The following is a 22,931-nucleotide window of genomic DNA, read 5'->3' on the forward strand; positions in this document are numbered from 1 at the left end:
TACGCCATTGAGTGGTCATCGTGTCCCGACTTTTTCCCGTTTTTGTCGTATTTGTCACCAGTTTGTTCATCGCCGGGGCTGCTCAGGCTGAGGTCAAGGTGCTGACCAGCATCAAGCCGTTGCAACTGATCGCCGCCGCTGTGCAGGACGGCGTAGCCATTCCAGAGGTCTTGTTGCCGCCTGGTGCCTCGCCGCATAACTATGCCTTGCGCCCATCCGACGTACGGCGCGTGCAGTCGGTAGACCTGCTGTATTGGATCGGCCCGGACATGGAAAGCTTCCTGCCACGCGTGCTCAAGGGGCGTAGCTTGCCGACCGTGGCCGTGCAGGATCTTCCAGGGATGAAGCTGCGTCGTTTTGCCGAAGATAGCCACTCTCATGCTGATGATGCCGACGAACATGACCACGATCACCGTCCGGGCAGTCTGGATGCGCATTTGTGGTTGTCGACCGTCAACGCTCGCGTGATCGCTGCGCGCATGGCGTCTGACCTCAGCGCTGCTGACCCGACCAATGCCCCGCGCTATCAGAGCAACGTGAAGGCGTTCGATGAGCGCCTGGATGCGTTGGATGCGCGCTTGAAGGCCCGTCTGGCGAGTGTCGGCGACAAACCTTACTTTGTGTTCCACGAAGCCTTTGATTACTTCGAAGATGCTTACGGGCTCAAACACACCGGTGTGTTCAGTGTTGCGGCCGAAGTACAGCCAGGCGCCCAGCATGTGGCGGCGATGCGTACTCGACTGCAGGAAGTGGGCAAGACGTGTGTGTTCAGCGAGCCGCCGTTGCGCCCGCGTTTGGCTGAGACGCTGGTTGCCGGTTTGCCGGTGAAATTGGCGGAGTTGGATGCGTTGGGTGGTTACACTCCGGCCACGGCTCAAGGCTATGAGCAAGTGCTGGAGAAGTTGGGGAATGATTTGGCAGGTTGCCTGGAATCGCTCTAACAGACACCGCATAACCCATGTGGGAGCGAGCAAGCCCGCTCCCACATTTTTTTGATCGAGTAGACCTTTTAGAGGGCGAACGGCAGGTGCACGCTGACCTGCTGACGCTGCGCCAGCCGATGCTCGAACTCTGCCGGATCGTGGATCAACACATCCTGCCCGGCAAACGATTCGGCGGCGATCAGGCGTGACAGCCAGAAACGTACACACGCCACCCGTAACATAGTCGGCCACAGCTCGGCTTCCTTGGCGGTGAACGGTCGCAGGCCCGCGTAGGCACCCAGCAATGCGCGGGCGCGTTGCCCGTCAATCACGCCATCGGCGTCCGAACACCAGTCATTCAAGGCGATCGCCACGTCGTACAGCATTGGGCCCGAGCAGGCGTTGTAGAAATCGATCAAGCCGGTCAGGTGCGTGCCTTCGAACATCGCGTTGTCGCGGAACAGGTCAGCGTGAACGTTGGCGCGCGGCAGTGCGAGGATCTGGGCCTTGTGGGTTTCGATCTCGGTCAGTGCGTCTTGCAGCAGGCGCTGTTGCGCGTCGTTCAGGTGCGAAATCAGCTGTGCGCCTTCACTGAGCATCCAGTCCAACCCGCGATCAGTCTTGCGCTCCAGCACCTTCTCGCCTTGAGTCGCCAGGTGCAGGTGGCCGAGCAGGTCGCCGACCTGGGCACAATGCTGCGCGTTGGCGTCCTTGATGTGCTTGCCGGCCAGGCGCGGTTGTAGCAGCGCGGGTTTGCCGGCAAGTTCGCGCAGGGCCACGCCGTCGGTGGTGCGCAGGGCGTAAGGCACCGGCAAGTCGGCGTCATGGAGCACGTCGAGCAGCTCGATGAAGAACGGCATTTCCGCGACTGGGCCGCGCTCAACCAGGGTCAGGACGAATTCGCCCTGTTCCAGGCTGATAAAAAAATTAGTGTTTTCGCTACCGGCGGCAATTCCCTGGAAATCAAGCAGGCGGCCGAGCCCGTAAGGGGCGAGAAAGGTTTCCAGCTCGGGCCGAGCCAGGGGGGTAAACACAGACATGGTTAAAACTGCCAGTACGGGCGCCGCAGTGCGCAGCGCCAATTGAAGTTAAGAAATCATTTCCATTCGAAGATCTTCCATGACGGGATCAGCATATCCGGCTGGTCAGAACGGATGAAGTTCGCATCGGTTCCGTCCGCGCGCACCAGAAAGTACGGCGCAAAGCCTTTCTGAGTCACCTTGATCGCGTACAGGAAACCATTTTGGCGGTATTCCTGAATGGTTTTGTCGCCTTCCGTGCGAATGGTGACTTCCGGGTCGGCCGAAGGGGCAGTATCTGCCGCCATGGCCACCATCGGAGTGAGTGCAATCAAGCCGGTCAACAACAGGCGATTTACTGTGCGCATGATAACCTTGTCCCTTTGTCGTCATTGGTCCGGCTATTCTAGCGCCTGACCCGCCGAAAAGGTTGATCCTGCTCATGAGCCAAGCCCCCCTCGTCCTGGTGGACGGTTCTTCTTACCTGTACCGCGCCTTCCATGCACTGCCACCGCTGACCACCTCCAAAGGTCTGCCGACCGGTGCGGTCAAGGGCGTGTTGAACATGCTCAAAAGCCTGCGCAAGCAGTATCCGAACAGCCCGTTCGCGGTTGTGTTCGACGCCAAGGGTGGGACCTTTCGCGATGACATGTACGCCGAATACAAGGCCAACCGCCCCAGCATGCCGGATGACATGCGCGTGCAGATCGAGCCTTTACATCAGAGCGTGATCGCCTTGGGCTTTCCGTTACTGTGCGTCGAAGGCGTCGAGGCCGATGACGTGATCGGCACCCTGGCCCGCAGCAGCGCAGCCGCTAACCGCCCGGTGGTGATTTCTACCGGCGATAAGGACATGGCACAGCTGGTCGACGGGCACATTACCTTGGTCAACACCATGACCGGTAGCTCAATGGACATCGAGGGCGTAAAGGAGAAATTTGGCGTCGCTCCGGAGCAGATCATCGACTATCTGGCGTTGATGGGCGATTCGTCCGACAACATCCCGGGTGTTCCGGGCATTGGACCGAAGACTGCTTCCGGCTTGCTGGTGGGCGTGAATGGCGGTCTCAAAGAGCTTTATGAGCAGTTGGATATCGTACCGACCCTACCTATCCGGGGCGCCAAGACGTTGCCGGCCAAGCTGGAAGAACACAAGGAGATGGCGTTCCTTTCTTACCAGTTGGCGATGATCAAGGTTGATGTGCCGCTGGACGTGGGCCTGGATGATCTGCACCTGATTGAGCCGGATCGCGAAAAGCTCCTGGAGCTGTACACGCTGCTTGAGTTCAAGAGCTGGATTGATGAGATTCAGCGCGATGCCAAGCGTGTCGAACTCAAGGCGTCGACCGAGGCTGCTCCGGTTGCCGAAGAAATCGTTGAGACTGCTGCGCAGGCGCCTGTGGAAGCGGCATACACCACCATCCTCGACCAAGCGACCTTCGATGCCTGGCTGAAGAAGCTCAACGACGCGAAGTTGTTCGCGTTTGACACCGAAACCACCGGGATCGACGCCCAACAGGCGCAGTTGGTGGGGGTTTCCTTTGCCGTACAGCCCCATGAAGCGGCCTACATACCGCTGACCCACTCCTACATCGGTGCGCCGGAACAGTTGGACCGTGACACCGTGTTGCTGGCCTTGAAGCCTCTGTTGGAAGATCCGGCCAAGCTCAAGGTCGGCCAGCACGCCAAGTTCGACATGAATATCTTGGCCAACTGTGCCATCGGTGGCGATCCGGCAAAGGGCATCACCGTGCGCGGCATCGCTTTCGACACGATGCTTGAATCCTACGTGTTGAACTCCACCGCGACCCGGCACGACATGGACAGCCTGGCGAAGAAGTACCTGGACTACGACACCGTCAGCTTCCAGGACATCGCCGGCAAAGGCGCCAAGCAACTGACATTCGACCAGATCCCGCTTGAGCAGGCTGGTCCTTATGCGGCCGAAGATGCGGACGTGACGCTGCGCCTGCATCAGGAATTGCATGCACAGCTCGCGGCCATTCCAACGCTGGCTAGCGTGCTGACGGACATCGAAATTCCATTGGTGCCAGTGCTGGCACGTATCGAGCGTCAGGGCGCGCTGGTGGATTCGAAGTTGCTGGGTGTTCAGAGCATCGAGCTGGGCGACAAGATGGTTGAGCTGGAGCGCCAGGCGTTCGAGATCGCCGGTGAGGCGTTCAACCTGGGTTCGCCCAAGCAGCTCGGCGCGATTCTCTACGAAAAACTGGGCTTGCCGGTGCTGAAGAAGACCGGCAAGGGCCAGGCATCCACGGCAGAGGAAGTGTTGGCCAAGTTGGCCGAGGATGATTTCCTGCTGCCCAAGGTACTGATGCAGTACCGCAGCATGAGCAAGCTGAAAAGCACCTACACCGACCGCCTGCCGGAGCAGATCAACCCTCGTACCGGGCGCATTCACACGTCTTATCATCAGGCGGTGGCAGCGACCGGGCGTTTGTCTTCCAGCGATCCGAACTTGCAGAACATTCCGGTGCGCACCGCTGAAGGGCGTCGGATTCGTCAGGCATTTGTCGCGCCTAAAGGCTACAAGCTGCTGGCCGCGGACTATTCGCAGATTGAATTGCGGATCATGGCGCACTTGTCCAAGGACGAGGGGTTGATGAATGCCTTCCGCAACGACCTGGACGTGCACACGGCCACAGCGGCTGAAGTGTTCAAGGTTGAACTGGCTGAGGTCACATCCAATCAGCGTCGCAGCGCCAAGGCGATCAACTTTGGCCTGATCTACGGCATGGGCGCTCAGAAGCTCGGCAAGGACATTGGCGTCGATACCAAGACGGCCAAGGCTTATATCGATGTGTACTTCGCCCGCTATCCAGGGGTTCGTGAGTACATGGAACGTACCCGCGCCCAGGCTGCCGATCAGGGTTTTGTCGAAACCTTCTTCGGGCGTCGGCTGTATTTGCCGGATATCAATTCCAATAAGCCCCAGGAGCGCGCAGCCGCAGAACGCACGGCGATCAACGCGCCGATGCAGGGCACGGCGGCGGATATCATCAAGAAAGCCATGGTGCTGGTCGACAACTGGCTGGCCGAATCTGGCCTGGATGCCAAAGTTATCCTGCAAGTGCACGATGAATTGGTACTTGAGGTTCGTGAAGACCTGGTCGCAGAAGTCAGCGAGAAGATTCGCGAGCACATGAGTGCAGCAGCGCAATTGGACGTGCCATTGGTGGTGGACGTAGGCGTAGGCGATAACTGGGACGAGGCGCACTGACCATGCTGCTCTGCCACCACCGGGTGTGGTGGCAGAGTGCTTTAGTTCAGAAATCGCCGTCAGTTATTTCAAATAGTTTTTTGATCGTGCTGGAACTTAACGTGTGAGTTGCTACTCAGAGTTACTGAATGGGTGGTGAAGCCCTTCAATGCTCCTATGTTGTGTTAAGTGTTGGCAGATATCTGGACCCCGCCCTAGCGGTCCGGAACTTGAACCCCGAACTTCCCCTCCCCATACGAAGTCCGGGGTTTTTTTTGCCCGCAGAAAAGTTATTCGGCGATTTCCGCGCCCTTGTCCGCCAATTCCATCCAGCCGGCCAGCACGGTGTAAGCGTCTTCCAAGCCCATGCGCTTTGGCGCCGAGAACAGCTGGATGGTGATCGCGTCGCCCCAACCTTTACGGATTTCGGACTGCACTTTGAGCAGGGTGTTCTTGGCGGCGCCGTAGGTCAGCTTGTCGGCCTTGGTCAGCAGGATATGCATCGGCATGCCGCTGGCGACGGCCCAGTCGAGCATCAACAGGTCGAAGTCGGTCATTGGATGACGGATGTCCATCATCAAGATCAAACCCTTCAAACTCTCGCGTCCACCCAGGTAAGCCTCCAGGTGACGCTGCCAGTGCAGCTTCAACGGGATAGGGACTTTTGCGTATCCGTAGCCCGGCAGGTCGACCAGACGCCGATCATCGTCTAGCTTGAAGAAATTGAGGAGTTGCGTGCGGCCCGGGGTTTTCGAGGTGCGCGCGAGGCTGGCGTGGGTCAGGGTGTTCAGTGCGCTGGATTTACCGGCGTTGGAGCGACCGGCGAAGGCGACTTCAAAGCCTTCGTCATCGGGGCATTGGTCAACTTTGGCGGCGCTGAGCATGAACGTGGACTGTTGGCACAGACCGAGGATGGGATTCTTGAGTTGCATGAGATTTCCGATGTGGGCGGTGCCGAAAAAGGGTGCGGCAAGCGGTGTCGTTTCCGTTTCAGTAGCGCCAGTATATAATGCCGCAGATTTTGTGTGTGCTTTGTCCCAGCGAAGGATGAAGTTCACGGGAGCGAAAGACCTTCATTGCGCATTAGAACGCAAAACGCTCTCAAACCCTGAAAAGGTCGATGTATGACCCGATGGTTGCTCGCTTTGGGTGTCCTGATTCCGCTTTACGGCGCTCAGGCTACACAGGATCCGGAAGCGGTGTACAACCGAGTTTGCGTGGCTTGCCATGCCGGCCAACTGCCCAACGCCCCCAAACGGGGTGATCAGGCAGCGTGGGCGCCCAGACTGGCGCAGGGCATGGACACGCTGGTGCAACACGTGACCCAGGGTTTCAAGGCAATGCCGCCGCGTGGTTTGTGCATGGACTGCAGTACTGAGGATTACCAGGCCATCATTGAGATGATGGTGAGTAAACCCGGTAGATAACTCTTAAACCCCTTAGCCGTAGTTGGATTAGCTGATGAACAAACTGATCGTGAGTCTGCTGTTGACCTTGGGCATCACCGGTGTTGCCCATGCTGCAGGCGACGCTACAGCGGGCCAGGCGAAAGCCGCCGTATGTGGTGCTTGCCATGGACCGGATGGCAACAGCCCGGCGCCGAACTTCCCCAAATTGGCCGGCCAGGGTGAACGCTACCTGACCAAGCAGATGCACGACATCAAGGACGGCAAGCGCACGGTGCTGGAAATGACCGGCTTGCTGACCAACCTCAGCGATCAGGACCTGGCGGACATCGCGGCGTATTTTGCCAGCCAGCACGGCAGTGTGGGAGCTGCCGATCCGAAAGTCGTGGCCCACGGTGAAGAGCTGTTCCGTGGTGGCAACTTGGAAAAAGGCATGCCTTCGTGCATCGGTTGCCACTCGCCTAACGGTGCCGGTCTGGCCGCTGCAGGCTTTCCGCACTTGAGCGGCCAGCATGCGCAGTATGTTGCCAAGCAGTTGACGGACTTCCGTGAAGGCAATCGCACCAACGACGGCGATGCCAAAATCATGCAAACCATCACCAATAAAATGAGCAACAAGGACATTGAGGCGGTTTCCCAGTACATCCAGGGCCTGCACTGATCGTAACAGTACGTTAACGCTCGATTAATCCATCGATGCAAGCATAAAAAGGGTGGCTTAGGCCGCCCTTTTTTGTGGCCGGTGCCGTTACACTAACGAACTCATGTCCGCGTAGACCTGTCACAACAAAGGTCACGTGAGGCGACTTTATTTGTCCAGGAGTAAAGCATGCGTAATCTGATCCTCAGCGCCGCTCTCGTCACTGCCAGCCTCTTCGGCATGACCGCACAAGCTGCCGACGTGCCGCTTGAAGCCGGTAAAACCTACGTTGAGTTGGCCAACCCGGTACCCGTTTCGGTGCCAGGCAAGATCGAAGTGGTGGAGCTGTTCTGGTATGGCTGCCCGCATTGTTACGCCTTTGAGCCGACCATCAATCCATGGGTCGAAAAACTCCCGTCCGACGTGAACTTCAAACGCATCCCGGCCATGTTCGGCGGCCCATGGGATGCCCACGGCCAACTGTTCCTGACCCTGGAAGCCATGGGTGTGGAGCACAAGGTCCACAACGCTGTATTCGAAGCCATCCAGAAACAAGGCAAGCGCCTGACCAAGCCGGACGAAATGGCTGACTTCGTCGCCACCCAAGGTGTCGACAAGGACAAGTTCCTGGCCACCTTCAACTCCTTCGCAATCCAGGGCCAGATCAAACAGGCCAAGGAACTCGCGCAGAAGTACGGTGTGCAAGGCGTACCGACCCTGATCGTCAACGGCAAATACCGTTTTGACCTGGGTACTGCGGGCGGTCCGGAAGCGGTCTTGAATGTGGCCGACCAGTTGATCGCCAAAGAGCGCGCAGCCAAGTAAGGGGTCCACCATGCGCCGCTGGGGTACCGAACGCGTCGTTGGCCTGCATGACCCGCAGGTCAACGAACACCACCTGGAATCGACAGGCCTGCCGGCAGACAGCCGCCTGCGCCTGCTCAGCTTCAATATCCAGGTGGGCATCAGTACCGAGAAATACCGGCACTACCTCACCCGTGGCTGGCAGCATTTGCTGCCTCACAACGGGCGAGCCGGGAACCTGCAAAAGATCGGCAACCTGCTGAGCGACTTCGACCTCGTTGCACTGCAGGAAGCTGACGGCGGCAGCATGCGCTCCGGCTACATCAACCAAGTGGAGCACCTGGCTCAGCTCGGTGCATTTCCCTACTGGTATCAACAACTCAACCGAAACCTCGGGCGCCTGGCGCAGCACAGTAATGGTGTGCTCAGCCGCTTGAAGCCGTGGGCTATCGAAGATCATCCGTTGCCAGGCCCCAAGGGGCGGGGGGCGATCCTCGTGCGCTTTGGCGAAGGTCCGGAAGCCTTGGTGGTGGTCATGATGCACCTGTCGCTCGGGTCACGTACCCGGATGATGCAACTGGCCTACATCCGAGAGCTGATCGGCAATTACAAACATCAGGTGCTGATGGGTGATATGAATACCCATGCCAGCGACCTGCTGCAAAATTCCCCGCTGCGGGACCTCGGGTTACTGGCGCCGCAAGTCGAAGCCACGTTTCCCAGTTGGCGCCCGCAGCGCTGTCTTGACCATATCCTGCTCAGCCCGACCCTCACGCTCGAAAGTGTGCAGGTTCTGGCGCAGCCCATCTCCGATCACCTGCCGGTCGCGGTAGAGATTCGTCTGCCGGGTTCGCTCACGGCTGATGCATTGCCCGCGTTGAGCCCAGGCCCTCGCGGACCCCTTGCATGAGCGACGACGCCCAGCGCTGGAAAGAGAAGTACCTGAAAAGCATCGAGCAACAAGACAAGCTCGAACGCCGTTGGGCTGCCCGCCTAGACCTGCTGCGCCGGGGGCTGGTACGCAGCACGCTGGCCGCTGAAGGGACCGACCGCGCCGTTGATCAATGCATGAAGGAGATGCGCGAAGTCGTACGTACGGATGATATGGACGCTGCCCTCGCCGCCTTGCTGCCGCGCCTGGAAAAAGCCGTACTGGACTCGGAACAGCGGCGTGAAACCCGGGTCGACCAGATCAGCACGGCCCTCACCGCTCTGGTCTCGCAACTGCAAAAGTTGCCGCTGCCACGTGAGGTGGCCCGCCCGCTGAAAACCTTTGCCAAACAGCTGGATGGCCGAGTCGGACAGGCGCGGGAGATACCGCTGCTGCTTAGCGAGTTGAGTAACCTGCAAGGGCAGGTATTGAATAACCTGGAGCCGGAGGGTGAAACCGCGCGCTCTGGGCCTGGTTTACTGCAACGCCTGTTTGGCGCAAAGGATGTCTCGAATGAGGCGCAGGTGGTTGAAGCCGCGCCACTGTCTACACCGAAGCCCGCTGCGCCAAAACCCGTTCCTGTGCCAGAGCCTCAAGAGCCTGCGCAATCCGAAGAGTTGGCACAAGCCCTGCGAGCCTTCGCGCCGTTGCCGCAAACACCTGTCGTCTCGCAGCCTGAACCTGTAGCGCCTGCCAAGGTGGTAGAGGTTGCCAGCGAAACGTTTGTATTCGAGGCCACGGCCCCGGCGGCCCCTACGGCTGTCGAAGCACCTGAGCCCGGAGAGCATGAGACACAGGTGGACGAAGCTGCACCCGAAAGCGCACTTGCCGCTTTTATCGAAGCGCCGCAGGTTCAGGTTGATACGCTGGACGAAACGGCTATTGGCAGCTTGTCACTCCCGCCCGTGCTGGAAAGCGCCGATCCCGATGCGCTGCAATCGGACGGCATCTACGCGCTGCCCGACTCTCCAGAGCCGTCCTACAGCTCAGTCGCCAAGCATATCGAAGACACCTTGCTCGGCCTGTTGGAAGATCTATCCCTGCCGGAGCGCCATCGCCCCCAGGCAGAAACCATGCGCGCGCGCTTGGCTCATGGCCTGAACTGGTACGAACTGCTGCCGATCCTCGATGATCTTGCGGTGCTGATGTTGGCGATCACCGACAGCGGTCAGCATGAATTCGAGGCCTACCTCAAACAGCTCAACGAGCGCCTCGAGGCGTTCCAGGGTCATCTGCAGGTCGCTAGCGATGGTCACGCCGACAGTCGCTCGGCCGCACGGGAGTTGGACACGCAGATTCGCGAACAGGTCGATGGCCTGCAAAGCAGCGTGCAGGAGGCGGCCGACCTGGACAGCCTCAAGTATGTGCTTGAAAGCCACCTTGAAGGCCTGCTCGGCACGATGGACGAACACCAGCAGCAGCGTGACCAACGCGAGCAGGAAGTGGCGACGCGTTTGAAAGGCTTGGCAGAGCGGGTTGCGAGCATGGAGCAGGAAGCTCAGGGCTATCGCGAGCATTTGGAGGTGCAACGCCAGAAGGCCTTGATCGATCCGCTCACGGGCTTGCCTAACCGCGCGGCCTGGAGCGAGCGCCTGGATCATGAAGTCAACACTTGGCACCAGCGCGGTAACAGCCTGTCGCTGGCAATGCTGGATCTGGACCACTTCAAGCGTATCAACGACGGTTACGGTCACCTGGCCGGCGACAAGGTTCTTAAGATCATCGCCAATGTGTTGCGTAAACGCCTGCGCCTCACCGACTTTATTGCGCGTTTCGGCGGTGAGGAGTTTGTGTTGCTGATGCCCGACTCATCCTTGGCAGATGCTTTGGCCGTGGGTGAAGTGCTGCGTGCGGCGATCGAAGCGTGCCCGTTCCACTTCAAGGGCGAGCCGGTGACGATCACGGTGTCCATGGGCGTGGCGCAGTTTCAACCGGGCGAGCGCAGTGAGCTGGCACTTAAACGCGCTGATGAGGCTTTGTATCGGGCCAAGGCAGCCGGGCGTAACCGGGTGCAGGCGGCGTGAAAGATGTTCCATTTTGTTTAAAAGCCCGGATTTGACCGCCGGGCCACAAACGGTACGTTACACTGTTGCATTATCGTCTTCAGTGTAATGTCTTCCGCCATGAAATCTTTGTACATCGCCTTCATGTTTCTCCTGCTCGCCGGCTGCGCCAGCGGCCCGCGCCTGAACACCAGCCATCCTTCGATGAACCACGACAACCGCGTGCAGTTTGTCATCGTCCACTACACCTCAGCCAGCCTGGAGCGCTCCCTGGCGCTGTTGACCCACGGCCAGGTCAGCAGCCATTACCTGATTGGTGACGACGCCTCAGGGACCATCTACAAGCTGGTGGATGAGAGCCAGCGCGCCTGGCATGCGGGCGAAAGCGAGTGGATGGGCCGTACCTGGCTCAACTCCAGTTCGATTGGCATCGAGATCGTTAACCCAGGGTATCGCGACACGCCGACGGGCCGCGTGTGGTACCCGTATTCCGAAGCGCAAGTGCAGTCGTTGGTGGTGTTGCTCAAGGACATCAGCAAGCGTAATGGCATCGACCCCAAGAACATCATCGGTCATAGCGACATCGCGCCGCTGCGCAAGCTCGACCCAGGCCCGTTGTTCCCTTGGAAGCGTTTGGCTGCTGAAGGCTTGGGGATCTGGCCGGATGCGCAGGCAGTCGCTCGATTCCAAATGCAGTACGCCGCTGGTCTGCCGAGTATCGCGTGGTTCCAGGAAGAGTTGGCGCGCTTGGGCTATCCGACACCCCAGACCGGTGAGCTGGATGTCGCGACGCGCCATGTGATCGCGGCGTTCCAGATGCACTTCCGACCATCGCTGTTTGATGGCACACCGGATGCCGAAAGTGCAGCGATCCTGCGCGCGTTGAATCACCGCTAACTGCAGGCGCCCGGCTTGTCGGTGATGGCGCCCCTCAATATCGCCATTGCCGGCAAGCCGGGTTCCTACAAGGGAAGTGCCATGTAAAACTGCGTACCTAGCCCCGGCCGCGAATACACGCCCATGCGGCCGCCGTGCAATTGCACGATCTCTTTGCACAGCGCCAACCCCAGGCCGGCGCCGCCTTTCTTGCGGCCCACCTGGACGAAGGGTTCAAAGATTCGCCCTTGTTGGCCATACGCAATACCCTCACCGTTATCCTCGACGCTGACAATCACCCGCTCGCCATGGCGGCGCGCTTGCAGGCGAATCTGCCCGCCTTCGGCAGTGTGTCGCAGGGCATTGGCCAACAGGTTGTCGAGCACGCGCTCGAGCTGTGCCTGATCGGCATACAGCCGGGGCAAATCGGATTGTGCTTCTACCAGCAACTCGATGTTTTGCGCATTCGCCTGCTCTGTGAACCGGGCCTTAGCGTGCTCCAGCAGGTCAGTGACGTCACACGGCCCCAGCGTGAGCTTTTGCAGGCCGTTTTGGTAGCGTGAGAAGTTGAGCAGGTCGTTGATCAGTTGCATCAGGCGCTGCATTTCTTCATTGACCGTATCCAGCAGGTCCGCTTCACGGGATTCTGCGGGAAACTTTGTCCGCTCGCGGAACAGCCCAAAGGCCATGTGCATACCGGTCACCGGTGTACGCAGTTCGTGGGAGGCTCGCAGCACGAATTCGCTGCGCACCCTTTCGAAGGCACGCTGCTCGGTGACGTCATGCAGCACCATCACGGCGCCGAGGATATGCCCTTGGGTATGACTGACGGGCGTGAGGCTGTAGGTCAACAGGCGCAACTCGCCTTCGACTTCCACTTCCAGGTCCTCCGGCGCCCGCTCCAGGCTGCCACCGCGCAGTACCAGTTGCAGTTGTTCATTCAGTTCCGGGCGGCCCAATGCCTCACCCAAGCCCTGGCCCAAACGTGCCTCGTCCCAGCCCAGCTGGCGCTGCGCTACCGGGTTGAGGTGCTCCAGGTGGCCCTGGCGATCAATCATCAGCAGGCCATCGTCGATGCTGTCGAGCACGGCTTGCAAGCGTTGTTGGCCGGCGAGCAATTCATCGACATTGGTTGCCTGATGTTGGCGCAATGCTTCGGCCATGATCCCGAAACGGCGGGTCAACTGGTTCATTTCCGCTGCCGAGGAGATGGGCAGCGTCACTTCAAAATCGCCCTGCCCGATTTTGTCCGCCGCTTTGGCCAAGGCTTCGATTGGTCCGCCGAAGCGCCGTGCAATACCGTGTGCTGTCACGAAACCGATGATCAATACCGCGAGGCCAACCAAACCCAGCAGGCCGGCGATCAGGAGGGCGCTCTCACGAGATTCATGCTCGCTGGAGCTGATATTTTCCAAGGCCTGTTTGTGCTCGGTAATCAGCCCATTACGCAGCACATTGAAGGTTTCGGTGAGTTTTTCTTTGCTGCCCGGCAGGGGGGGCACCTGCTGGGATTCGTCGAACGCTTCCAGTAAATTCTGGTAGTCGATACGGGCCTGGCTGAAGCCATGGCGGCTGCCATCACGCTGTTCATGGGTAATGCCCTGGTCCAGCAGATCAATATATTGCTGCTTCGAGGCTTGCAGCGCCTCGGGGTCGGGGCGTTGTTCCAGCATCATGATCAACTGGTCGCCCAGGCTCTGGCGCAGCTTGAGCCCCAGGTCCAGGGTGACGAAGTTGCTGCGTATCAGCGACTCCTGGGTCTTGGCCATTTGCATGACGCTGACCAGGCCCAGGATCAACCCCAGCAGGGCGACGGTGATCAGCGCTGAGATACTCAGGAACAACCGAGTGCGCAATTTCATCGCAAGCTTCATAGGGTGCAGCTCACAGGTTGTACTGTTTGCGTTTGCGGTACAGGGTTGACGCGTCGATGCCCAGGGTTCGGGCCGCCTGGTCCAGGGTGTCGCTGGTGGCGAGCACGGCACCGATATGCGCTTTCTCCAGCTCGTCCAGGCTCAGCGCCGCACCGATTCGCGGTGCGTTGTTGGTCGGTTGCTCGGCCATTCCGAGGTGGCTGATTTCGACCTTCTCCTGAGGGCAGATGATGCTGGCGCGCTCCACCACGTTGCGTAGCTCCCGGATATTGCCCGGCCAGCGGTAGTTGAGCAGTGCTTCACGCGCCTCATCGCTGAAACCGCGAGCGGGTCGGGCGTACTCTTTGACGAAACGCGCCAGGAAGCGATCGGCCAGGGTCAGGATGTCTTCACTGCGTTCGCGCAGTGGCGGCAGGTGCAGGGTGATGACGTTGAGGCGGTAGAGCAGGTCTTCACGGAAGCGGCCGTCGCGCACCATGTCTTCCAGGTTCAGGTTGGTCGCCGCGAGGATGCGTACATCAGCACGCCGGGTGACCGGGTCGCCTACGCGCTCGTATTCCTTGTCCTGGATGAAGCGCAGTAACTTGGGCTGCAACGTGAGTGGAAAATCGCCGATTTCGTCGAGAAACAAGGTGCCGCCGTCTGCCTGATTGACTCGGCCCAATGTGCTCTCACTGGCACCGGTAAACGCGCCGCGGCTATGGCCGAACAGCTCGCTTTCCATCAATTCAGCCGTCAGCGACGGGCAGTTGATCGTGACGCAAGATTTCTTCGAGCGTTTGCTCCAGCCGTGAATGGCCCGGGCCAACTCACCTTTACCCGTACCGGACTCGCCCAGGATCAGGATGTTGGCGTCAGTGCCCGCAACTTGGCGCGCGGTTTCCAACACCACCATCATCGCAGGGCTGTGGGAGTCGAGGCCGTCCTTGGATTGGCGCACTTCGCCTTCCAGTGCTTCGAGGCGTGCCGAGAGTTGACGTACTTCCAATTGTTTGGCGGTGGCCAGGCGCAGTTGGTCAGGGCTGCAGGGTTTGACCAGATAGTCGGCGGCACCTGCCTGGATCGCGTCGACGGCGGTATCCACGGCGGAATGCGCAGTGACAATGACTACGCGCATCCAGGGCGCCTGGACACGCATCTGGGCCAACACATCCAGGCCATTGTCCTCGCCCAGGCGCAGGTCCAGAAAGCACAGGTCGAACACCTGGCGTTGCATGAGGGCATCAGCTTGGGCGGCGCTGTTGGCGGTGGCTACGGTGTAGCCTTCATCTTCCAGGCAGTAACGGAAGGTGCGAAGGATCGCGGATTCGTCATCCACTAAAAGAATGCGGCCTTGAAGTTCCTTGGCTGATTCCATCTGTCCCGCGCTCCTTAATGATGATTGATGGTTATTAGTCCCGGAATAATCGGGCAAGTTGCATGGTTGATTCTGATTGATAAAGGCCATCTTCGCGTGGCTATCTGCACGCCCTCCTACAAACACGCCGGATGATGGCGCTTTCATGCCTTCTAGTAACTTCGGCAACTCGATTACCGCTTTCGATCCCTTGGTCCGACCGTTGGCTATCGTGCATTTCGCACGGTCTGGATCGGGCTATCGTGCAGGATGCTAGGCTAAACACTTGTGATTAGCTCTTAACTAATTGATTTTATTCATTTTTATTTTTTATAAAAGCTGGCATGCGCTCTGCAATACCTCTCCCAGAACAACGAATAATCAGTATGCGGGAGAAATGCACTATGACTCGCCAACGCCTCAGTCAAATACGTGTATCGCCACTGCGCTTGCAGCAAGGGCTTTTCGCCAGTCTGGCCTTGATGATCACGTTGATTGCCGGCCAGCAGGCGCAACATTGGCAACAGGGTCAGCAACAAACCCTGCAATTTGAACGTCCGGTAATGATCCAGACCCACTTCCGTTCCGTTGGCAGCGCTACTGCCGATGTAACTGCCCCGCAATTGAGATTGGCAGATCAGGAGTCCACGCAAGGTGAACTGCCAACTCAAGAGCGTTGGGTGTTCTAGGCAACAAAAGGTCGCTGGTGTTGAGCGGCTGCACGGCACTACCGCTGTTACCTTTATAGACGCGTAAGGAGAATCACCATGTTGAGTTGGGCAATCACATTTCTAATCATCGCCATTGTGGCTGCAGTCCTGGGCTTCGGTGGTATCGCGGGCACCGCCACGGGTATCGCCAAGATCCTGTTTGTCGTCTTCCTGGTGATGTTCATCGCTTCGTTCTTCTTTGGTCGTCGCGGCCGAGGCTGAACATGACCACTCTGCCCCTCAAAGCCATCGCTGCCCCCTGCTCCAGGGTGGCAGCGGCCTGGTGATGGCCGCTAGCGACGGCTAGAACCAGGCCAACGAATGGCTGACTTCGCACGCAAGCTCACAAGTTCTCAAGCTTGCTGAACTTGCGACGGGTTTATGACTCTCATCCCCAGCTTCTCATGCCGCTCATAGCCGCAAACTTCCCTTCTGCTCTTTTCTAACCATTACTTAGTGTGTCTGAGTGACCATCTATCGAGAAAGTTTTGTCCTTGCTATAGGACATTTCTGACTTCAGGCATCGGATTTCTCAGGCATTTCTGCCAATGACTCCAGGTCGTCCAGCATCTCTGTGCGAGCCTGATTTGGCAGGTTAACGGCATATTCACCCGCCTAAATGGCGCATTCGAACTGACCGTTCAGACAGTTATTTTCAAAAAAAGCCATGCCGATTCGGCATAGGGTAGGCGTTTACGGCATTAGACGTCGCCCCCTTGCATCGGAATAGTTGCGCCTTTTTTCGCCTGCCAGTAAGCCATTTCGGCCACGCTGCGGTGACCTTCTACGGAGGCAAATGCACACACTTTTTCGCTTTCGAGCGTTCCAGCTGGCGCATTTGCCTTAAGTCCACTTGAAGTAAGGGTAATGACATGAAGAAGGCAAAGCTAAGCCTCGCCTGGCAGATCCTCATCGGTTTGGTGCTGGGGATCGCAATCGGTGCAGTGCTCAACCATTTCAGTGCTGAAAAGGCCTGGTGGATCAGCAATGTGTTGCAGCCGGCGGGCGATATCTTTATCCGCCTGATCAAGATGATCGTGATCCCGATTGTGATTTCCTCGCTGATCGTCGGCATTGCCGGTGTCGGTGATGCTAAAAAGCTCGGTCGCATCGGCGTCAAAACCATCGTTTACTTCGAAGTGGTCACCACCATCGCCATCGTGGTCGGTCTGCTGTTGGCCAACCTGTTCCACCCGGGTGCAGGCATCGACATGAGTACCCTGGGTACCGTCGATATCTCCAAGTACCAGGCGACCGCTGCCGAAGTACAGCATGAGCATGCGTTCATTGAGACCATCCTCAACCTGATTCCGTCGAACATCTTCGCAGCTGTCGCCCGTGGCGAAATGCTACCGATCATCTTCTTCTCGGTGCTGTTCGGCCTGGGCTTGTCGAGCCTCAAGCCTGAGCTGCGCGAGCCGCTGGTGACCATGTTCCAGGGCGTGTCCGAGAGCATGTTCAAAGTCACCCACATGATCATGAAGTACGCCCCGATCGGCGTATTTGCCCTGATCGCGGTGACTGTCGCCAACTTCGGTTTCGCCTCGCTGCTACCGTTGGCCAAGCTGGTGATCCTGGTTTACGTCGCCATCCTGTTCTTCGCTTTTGTGGTACTGGGCCTGATCGCTCGCCTGTTCGGCTTCTCGGTGATCAAGCTGATGCGCATCTTCAAAGATGAGCTGGTACTGGCCTACTCCACCGCCAGTTCCGAAACCGTGCTGCCGCGGGTAATCGAGAAGATGGAAGCTTACGGCGCGCCGAAAGCCATCTGCAGCTTCGTGGTACCGACTGGTTACTCGTTCAACCTCGACGGTTCGACCCTGTACCAGAGCATTGCGGCGATCTTTATCGCCCAGCTCTACGGCATCGACCTGTCGATCGGCCAGCAACTGATGCTGGTACTGACCCTGATGGTTACCTCTAAAGGCATCGCCGGTGTACCGGGTGTGTCCTTCGTAGTGCTGCTGGCCACCCTGGGCAGCGTGGGTATCCCGCTGGAAGGTCTGGCGTTCATCGCCGGTGTCGACCGTGTGATGGACATGGCACGTACCGCACTGAATGTGATCGGCAACGCCTTGGCCGTACTGGTTATCGCGCGTTGGGAAGGCATGTACGACGACGCCAAGGGCGAGCGCTACTGGAACTCCCTGCCGCACTGGCGCACCAAGCAAGCGCTGCCGGTCGGCGAAGCCAGCCGCGGCTGATGCCAGCGTAAATTGAACAAACCCCGGGAAATCCGGGGTTTGTCGTTTCTGCCAGCCCCGCTATCATTCGCCCCATCTTTCGGGGGATTTAACTGATGCTCAATGGCCTGTGGCTTGGCTTCTTTGTCGTGGCAATGGTGTCAGCACTGGCGCAATGGCTGGTCGGCGGTAATGCCGGGATTTTCGCGGCGATGGTGGAAAGCATTTTCGCCATGGCCAAATTGTCGGTTGAGGTGATGGTGCTGCTGTTCGGCACTCTGACGCTATGGCTGGGCTTTTTGCGCATCGCCGAAAAAGCCGGGATCGTCGACTGGCTGGCCAAGGCTCTCGGTCCGCTGTTTCGCCGCCTGATGCCGGAAGTGCCCGCGGGCCACCCCGCCATTGGCTTGATCACCCTCAACTTCGCCGCCAACGGCTTGGGCTTGGACAACGCTGCGACGCCCATCGGCCTGAAAGCCATGAAGGCGTTGCAAGAGCTTAACCCGATCCCCAACACCGCCAGCAACGCGCAGATTTTGTTTCTGGTGCTCAACGCGTCGTCGCTGACACTGTTGCCGGTGACCATCTTCATGTACCGAGCCCAGCAAGGCGCCGCCGACCCGACGCTGGTGTTCCTGCCGATCCTGCTGGCCACCAGCGCCTCGACCCTAGTTGGCCTGCTGTCGGTGGCGATCATGCAGCGTTTGCGCCTGTGGGACCCGGTGGTGCTGGCGTACCTGATTCCCGGTGCGCTGATACTCGGTGGCTTCATGGCGTTTCTGGCGACGTTGTCCGCCACGGCGCTGGCGGGCTTGTCTTCGATCCTTGGCAACCTGACGTTGTTTGGGCTGATCATGCTGTTTTTGGTGATCGGTGCGCTGCGTAAGGTCAAGGTCTACGAGGCGTTTGTCGAAGGCGCCAAAGAGGGCTTTGATGTTGCCAAGAACCTGCTGCCGTATCTGGTGGCGATGCTGTGTGCCGTTGGCGTATTGCGTGCGTCCGGCGCGCTGGATTTCGGCCTGGAAGGGATTCGCCATGTGGTGGCCTGGACGGGTATGGATACGCGTTTTGTCGATGCGCTGCCTACCGCAATGGTCAAGCCGTTCTCCGGCAGTGCGGCGCGGGCGCTGTTGATTGAGACCATGCAAACTCAGGGCGTGGACAGCTTCCCAGCACTGGTGGCGGCGACGATTCAAGGCAGTACGGAGACCACCTTCTATGTGTTGGCGGTGTACTTTGGTTCGGTGGGGATTCAACGGGCCAGGCATGCGGTGGGCTGTGCGTTGCTGGCGGAATTGGCCGGTGTGGTGGCGGCGATTGCGGTGTGCTACTGGTTCTTCGGCTAAGGCAAAGACTCCTGTGGCGAGGGGGCTTGTCCCCCGTTGGGCCGCGAAGCGGCCCCAGATAAGGTTTCCTCGTTAACTGAAGGAATGCGGTGTTTGATTGAGGCTGCTGCGCAGCCTAACGGGGGGCAAGCCCCCTCGCCACAAATGCTGTACTGCCCTGCTGCACCACCCAATCCACCACCTGTTTATTCAACTGATCCCCCGCTAACCCAAACCCTGCCACCACTGCGGGCACCTTGGTATCACTCACCGGCTGGTGCACTTCAAACCGTCGGCTGGCAATAATTCGCTGATCACTTCCACGCACCAACCGCGCGTCGAGGCGAATCACCACGTCCACCGCGTTGCCTCGGTACTCACTTTGAAACGCCTGCAACTGCCCGCCCAGCTCATAGTCAGCTTGCAGGTTGGTCTCGTCGGTGCTCAGCAGCGTCACGCGGCCATCGCGCTGGAAGCCGTCCATAAACCGATTGCGCAGCAGCACCGGCGACGGATCGCTCCAGCGTGAGTTTGCATAGCTGCTGATCAGGTTGCCATTGGGCACTACGGCAATGCGCGGGCTGTCGAGAAACTCGCTGGTTTGAGGCTTGGCCACGCGCAGCGACCAAGTCACCGGTGTGCCTTGGGTCGTCGTCTGCGCCGAAACCAGGCGGTACACGTCGGACGGGTCTGCCTTGGGCAGGATCGAGCACGCGCTGAGCAGCGTCAGGTTCAGGGCCAGCGCCACAGGGGCGATCATTTGGTAAACACGCTTCATGGCGTGAACTCCTTGTTCTTGTCGCTGCCCAGCAAGTAACCGCTGGGGTTGGCTTCCAGGCGGCGGGAGATGGCGCGCAGCGAACCGAGGGTCTCGCGCAGTTCGCGCACGGCCGGCGCCAGTTCGTTGAGGCCTTGCATGCCGCTGTTCACTGAGTCCTTGTTATTGGTCAGCAAGGTGTTGATGGTCGCGGTGCTTTGCTCGAGGGATTTCATGGCCTGCTCGGCGCTGCCGAAGGCCTGCTTGCCTTGATCGTTGAGCAAACCGTTGGCGTTGCGCATCAGCGTGGTGGTCTGCTCCAGGGCGGCGCTGGCCTGTTTGCTCACCTGCATCAATTGCTGCATCACCACCTTGATATCGCCGCGTTGGTCGGCGATGGCGCCGGTGGTTTGCTGCAGGTTGTCCAGGGTGTTGCTCAAGCGCTCGACATTCTCTCGGGAGAACATGTGGTTGGCGTTGTGCAGCAGCAGGTTGATGCTGCTCATCAGGTCGTTGCTGTTATTGAGCAGGCGCGCGATAGGCGATGGCGAGGCGATGATCTCCGGCAGGTTGCCGTCCTTGCCCCTGAGTTCCGGGCTTTGCGGTGTACCGCCGCTGAGTTGGATGATCGAGGTGCCGGTGATGCCGGTCAGGGCCAGCTTGGCTTGGGTGTCTTCTTTGATCGGCGTCTGTCCGGCCAGGCGGATGCGTGCGAGTACGCGGCGTGGGTCTTTCGGGTCCAGGCGCAGGCTGGTGACGTCGCCCACTTTGATCCCGCTGTACTGCACCGAGCTGCCCTGTGACAGGCCGCTGACCGCTTCGTTGAACACTACTTCGTAATCCTGGAAGGCGCTGTCGACGCTGGATTTGGCCAGCCACAGGCCAAACAGCATCGCGCCGACTACCACGATCACGCTGAACAGACCGATCATCACATGATGGGCTCGGGTTTCCATGTCATACCTCGTTGAGCGATTGAGCGGCATCCAATGCCGCGCGGCCCCGGGGGCCGTGGAAATATTCGTGAATCCAGGCGTCGTTCGTCTCCGAGACGACATCGATGGCATCGGCCACCAGCACTTTCTTCTGCGCCAGCACCGCCACGCGGTCGGTGATGGTGTACAGCGTGTCGAGGTCGTGGGTGACCAGGAACACGCTCAAGCCCAGCGCATCGCGCAGGGTCAGGATCAGTTGGTCAAATTGTGCTGCGCCAATCGGATCAAGACCTGCGGTGGGTTCGTCGAGAAACAGGATGTCCGGGTCCAACGCCAGTGCTCGGGCCAGGGCCGCGCGCTTGATCATGCCGCCGGACAGCGATGCCGGGTACTTGTCGGCCGCCGACAGCGGCAGCCCAGCCAACGCCAGTTTGACCGCAGCCAGGTGCTCGGCGTCGCGGCGGCTGAGGCCCGCGTGTTCGATCAACGGCAACGCGACGTTTTCGGTGACGGTCAGCGAGGAAAACAGCGCACCCTTCTGGAACAGCACACCAAAGCGCCGTTCCACCAGCGAGCGTTCATGTTCCGAAAGATTTGGCAGGTTCTTACCGAACACCCGCACTTCGCCTTCGCTGGGCCGGCGCAGGCCAACGATGCTGCGCAACAGCACCGACTTACCGCTGCCGGAGCCGCCGACCACCGCCAGGATCTCGCCCTTGTACAAATCCAGGTCGAGGTTCTCATGCACACTCTGACTACCAAAGCGGTTGCACAGACCCCGAACTTCGATCACCGCCTCAGTGGGCGCACGGTGTAAACGACTCACCAGCCCATCTCCATAAAGAACATCGCGGCGACCGCATCCAGCACGATCACCACAAAGATCGATTGCACCACGCTGGAGGTGGTGTGGGCGCCGACCGACTCGGCACTGCCGCTGACCTTGAAGCCTTCAAGACAGCCGATTGCGGCAATCAGGAAGGCAAAGATCGGCGCTTTCACCATGCCCACCAGGAAATGTTGCACGCCAATGTCCGATTGCAGCAGCGAGAGAAACATCGCCGGCGAAATATCCAGCGCCACGGCGCACACCACACCGCCGCCGACGATCCCCGAGAGCATCGCCAGGAAGGTCAACATCGGCAGCGCTACCAGCAACGCCATCACGCGGGGCAATACCAGCAGTTCCATCGGGTCCAGGCCCAGGGTGCGGATGGCGTCGATTTCTTCGTTGGCCTTCATCGAGCCGATTTGTGCGGTAAAGGCACTCGCGGTGCGCCCGGCGATGAGGATCGCGGTAAGCAATACGCCGAATTCGCGTAGGAAAGAGAACGCAACCAGGTCCACGGTGAAAATTGTCGCGCCAAAGCTCTTGAGTACCGTGGCCCCGAGGAACGCCACCACGGCGCCGACCAGAAAGGTCAGCAGCGCCACGATGGGCGCGGCGTCGAGGCCGGTTTGTTCGAGATGGGCGACCATCGGCGTGATACGCCAGCGCTTGGGACGGAAGATGCCACGGGCAAAGGTTTCGAGGATCAGGCCGATAAAGCCCAGCAGCTTCTTACTGTCCTGCCAGACGGTATCCACCGCTCGGCCGATGCGCGCCAGCACTTGGATGCCGGCGGTTTCTTCCGGCGCTTTGACCGGTACACAGAAATCATTAAGGGAGCGGTAGACGGTCTTGAGCAACGCACGGTCAGCGGCGGACAGGCTGCAATCGGTCTGTTCGGCGGAGTGCTCAATACGGTCCGGGCCCAGTAACTCCACCAGCAGCGACGCGCCGGCAGTATCCAGGGCGCCGAGACCATTAAGGTCGATGCGGGCGCCGGCGTCGTATTGGCCGTCGAGCTTGTCCGACAGCTTTTTCAGGTTTGCGTAGTGGGCAAGCGTCCAGTCCCCCGTAATCCTGAGTAACGGGGGAGCGGTAGATGTATCGAGGTGGGCGGCACCGGCCGTCGTACGAGTGGTCATAAGCTCCGAGCTTGTTTGGCT

21 protein-coding genes are annotated in these 22,931 nt (G+C 59.3%); 12 read left to right on the top strand and 9 right to left on the bottom strand.

The window, feature by feature from the left end; translation table 11 throughout:
* Positions 1–11: 11 nt before the first annotated feature.
* Positions 12–941, top strand: coding sequence for a zinc ABC transporter substrate-binding protein (locus tag BFL40_RS26600; RefSeq protein WP_071486730.1), 930 nt, complete (start codon positions 12–14; stop codon positions 939–941).
* A 68-nt stretch (positions 942–1,009) separates the two neighbouring features.
* Here BFL40_RS26600 and BFL40_RS26605 read toward each other — a convergent pair whose 3' ends face one another.
* Together BFL40_RS26605 and BFL40_RS26610 are read right to left on the bottom strand one after the other, a co-directional pair.
* The gene (locus BFL40_RS26605) at positions 1,010–1,963 is read right to left on the bottom strand and encodes a homoserine kinase (protein ID WP_071486731.1); all 954 of its coding nucleotides are present in this window, start codon (positions 1,961–1,963) and stop codon (positions 1,010–1,012) included.
* A 56-nt stretch (positions 1,964–2,019) separates the two neighbouring features.
* Positions 2,020–2,310: a DUF2782 domain-containing protein gene (locus BFL40_RS26610; RefSeq protein ID WP_071486732.1), complete on the bottom strand. Its 291-nt coding sequence runs from the start codon at positions 2,308–2,310 to the stop codon at positions 2,020–2,022.
* 74 nt (positions 2,311–2,384) lie between these two features.
* Here BFL40_RS26610 and polA point away from each other — a divergent pair, with 74 nt between their 5' ends.
* Positions 2,385–5,180, top strand: a complete 2,796-nt coding sequence (gene polA / locus BFL40_RS26615) for a DNA polymerase I (RefSeq protein WP_071486733.1) — start codon at positions 2,385–2,387, stop codon at positions 5,178–5,180.
* 269 nt (positions 5,181–5,449) lie between these two features.
* On the opposite strand, the gene yihA is transcribed toward polA, so the two are convergent.
* The gene (yihA, locus tag BFL40_RS26620) at positions 5,450–6,091 is read right to left on the bottom strand and encodes a ribosome biogenesis GTP-binding protein YihA/YsxC (protein ID WP_042943980.1); all 642 of its coding nucleotides are present in this window, start codon (positions 6,089–6,091) and stop codon (positions 5,450–5,452) included.
* A gap of 192 nt (positions 6,092–6,283) precedes the next feature.
* Here yihA and BFL40_RS26625 point away from each other — a divergent pair, with 192 nt between their 5' ends.
* From BFL40_RS26625 to BFL40_RS26650, 6 genes are all read left to right on the top strand, one after another.
* Positions 6,284–6,586, top strand: coding sequence for a c-type cytochrome (locus BFL40_RS26625; RefSeq protein WP_071486734.1), 303 nt, complete (start codon positions 6,284–6,286; stop codon positions 6,584–6,586).
* A gap of 34 nt (positions 6,587–6,620) precedes the next feature.
* Complete coding sequence (locus tag BFL40_RS26630) at positions 6,621–7,226, top strand: c-type cytochrome (protein WP_071486735.1); 606 nt, start codon at positions 6,621–6,623, stop codon at positions 7,224–7,226.
* Between the two features lie 168 nt (positions 7,227–7,394).
* Positions 7,395–8,030: a thiol:disulfide interchange protein DsbA gene (gene dsbA / locus BFL40_RS26635; RefSeq protein ID WP_071486736.1), complete on the top strand. Its 636-nt coding sequence runs from the start codon at positions 7,395–7,397 to the stop codon at positions 8,028–8,030.
* Positions 8,031–8,040: 10 nt separating this feature from the next.
* A complete protein-coding gene (locus BFL40_RS26640; RefSeq protein WP_071486737.1) occupies positions 8,041–8,919 on the top strand; it encodes an endonuclease/exonuclease/phosphatase family protein in 879 nt (292 codons plus the stop codon).
* Positions 8,916–10,964, top strand: a complete 2,049-nt coding sequence (locus tag BFL40_RS26645; RefSeq protein ID WP_071486738.1) for a GGDEF domain-containing protein — start codon at positions 8,916–8,918, stop codon at positions 10,962–10,964. The genes BFL40_RS26640 and BFL40_RS26645 overlap by 4 nt, the downstream gene beginning before the upstream one ends.
* Positions 10,965–11,063: 99 nt before the next feature.
* Entirely contained in the window at positions 11,064–11,840 is a 777-nt protein-coding gene (locus BFL40_RS26650; RefSeq protein WP_071486739.1) for an N-acetylmuramoyl-L-alanine amidase, read from the top strand.
* 65 nt (positions 11,841–11,905) lie between these two features.
* Here BFL40_RS26650 and BFL40_RS26655 read toward each other — a convergent pair whose 3' ends face one another.
* Positions 11,906–13,693, bottom strand: a complete 1,788-nt coding sequence (locus tag BFL40_RS26655; RefSeq protein ID WP_071486740.1) for a KinB sensor domain-containing domain — start codon at positions 13,691–13,693, stop codon at positions 11,906–11,908.
* Between the two features lie 10 nt (positions 13,694–13,703).
* On the bottom strand, positions 13,704–15,050 hold the full coding sequence (algB, locus tag BFL40_RS26660; RefSeq protein WP_071486741.1) for a sigma-54-dependent response regulator transcription factor AlgB: 1,347 nt from the start codon (positions 15,048–15,050) through the stop codon (positions 13,704–13,706).
* Between the two features lie 383 nt (positions 15,051–15,433).
* On the opposite strand from algB, the gene BFL40_RS26665 reads away from it, so the two are divergent.
* From BFL40_RS26665 to BFL40_RS26680, 4 genes are all read left to right on the top strand, one after another.
* Entirely contained in the window at positions 15,434–15,718 is a 285-nt protein-coding gene (locus BFL40_RS26665; protein ID WP_071486742.1) for a hypothetical protein, read from the top strand.
* A gap of 78 nt (positions 15,719–15,796) precedes the next feature.
* Positions 15,797–15,961 carry a DUF1328 domain-containing protein gene (locus BFL40_RS26670; protein ID WP_003170804.1) on the top strand — a complete coding sequence of 55 codons (165 nt, stop codon included), beginning with the start codon at positions 15,797–15,799 and terminating at the stop codon, positions 15,959–15,961.
* Between the two features lie 650 nt (positions 15,962–16,611).
* Positions 16,612–17,943: a glutamate/aspartate:proton symporter GltP gene (gltP, locus tag BFL40_RS26675; protein ID WP_071486743.1), complete on the top strand. Its 1,332-nt coding sequence runs from the start codon at positions 16,612–16,614 to the stop codon at positions 17,941–17,943.
* 95 nt (positions 17,944–18,038) lie between these two features.
* A complete protein-coding gene (locus tag BFL40_RS26680) occupies positions 18,039–19,268 on the top strand; it encodes a nucleoside recognition domain-containing protein (RefSeq protein WP_071486744.1) in 1,230 nt (409 codons plus the stop codon).
* Between the two features lie 115 nt (positions 19,269–19,383).
* On the opposite strand, the gene BFL40_RS26685 is transcribed toward BFL40_RS26680, so the two are convergent.
* The 4 genes from BFL40_RS26685 to BFL40_RS26700 are packed head-to-tail and all read right to left on the bottom strand — an operon-like array spanning position 19,384 to position 22,910.
* Complete coding sequence (locus BFL40_RS26685) at positions 19,384–20,025, bottom strand: ABC-type transport auxiliary lipoprotein family protein (protein ID WP_071486745.1); 642 nt, start codon at positions 20,023–20,025, stop codon at positions 19,384–19,386.
* Positions 20,022–20,960, bottom strand: coding sequence for an MlaD family protein (locus BFL40_RS26690; protein ID WP_071486746.1), 939 nt, complete (start codon positions 20,958–20,960; stop codon positions 20,022–20,024). The genes BFL40_RS26685 and BFL40_RS26690 overlap by 4 nt, the downstream gene beginning before the upstream one ends.
* Position 20,961: 1 nt before the next feature.
* Entirely contained in the window at positions 20,962–21,765 is an 804-nt protein-coding gene (locus BFL40_RS26695) for an ABC transporter ATP-binding protein (protein ID WP_071486747.1), read from the bottom strand.
* Positions 21,762–22,910: an ABC transporter permease gene (locus BFL40_RS26700; protein WP_071486748.1), complete on the bottom strand. Its 1,149-nt coding sequence runs from the start codon at positions 22,908–22,910 to the stop codon at positions 21,762–21,764. The genes BFL40_RS26695 and BFL40_RS26700 overlap by 4 nt, the downstream gene beginning before the upstream one ends.
* Positions 22,911–22,931 lie beyond the last annotated feature (21 nt).

Source organism: Pseudomonas costantinii (assembly GCF_001870435.1).
Taxonomy (GTDB): Bacteria; Pseudomonadota; Gammaproteobacteria; order Pseudomonadales; family Pseudomonadaceae; genus Aquipseudomonas; species Aquipseudomonas costantinii.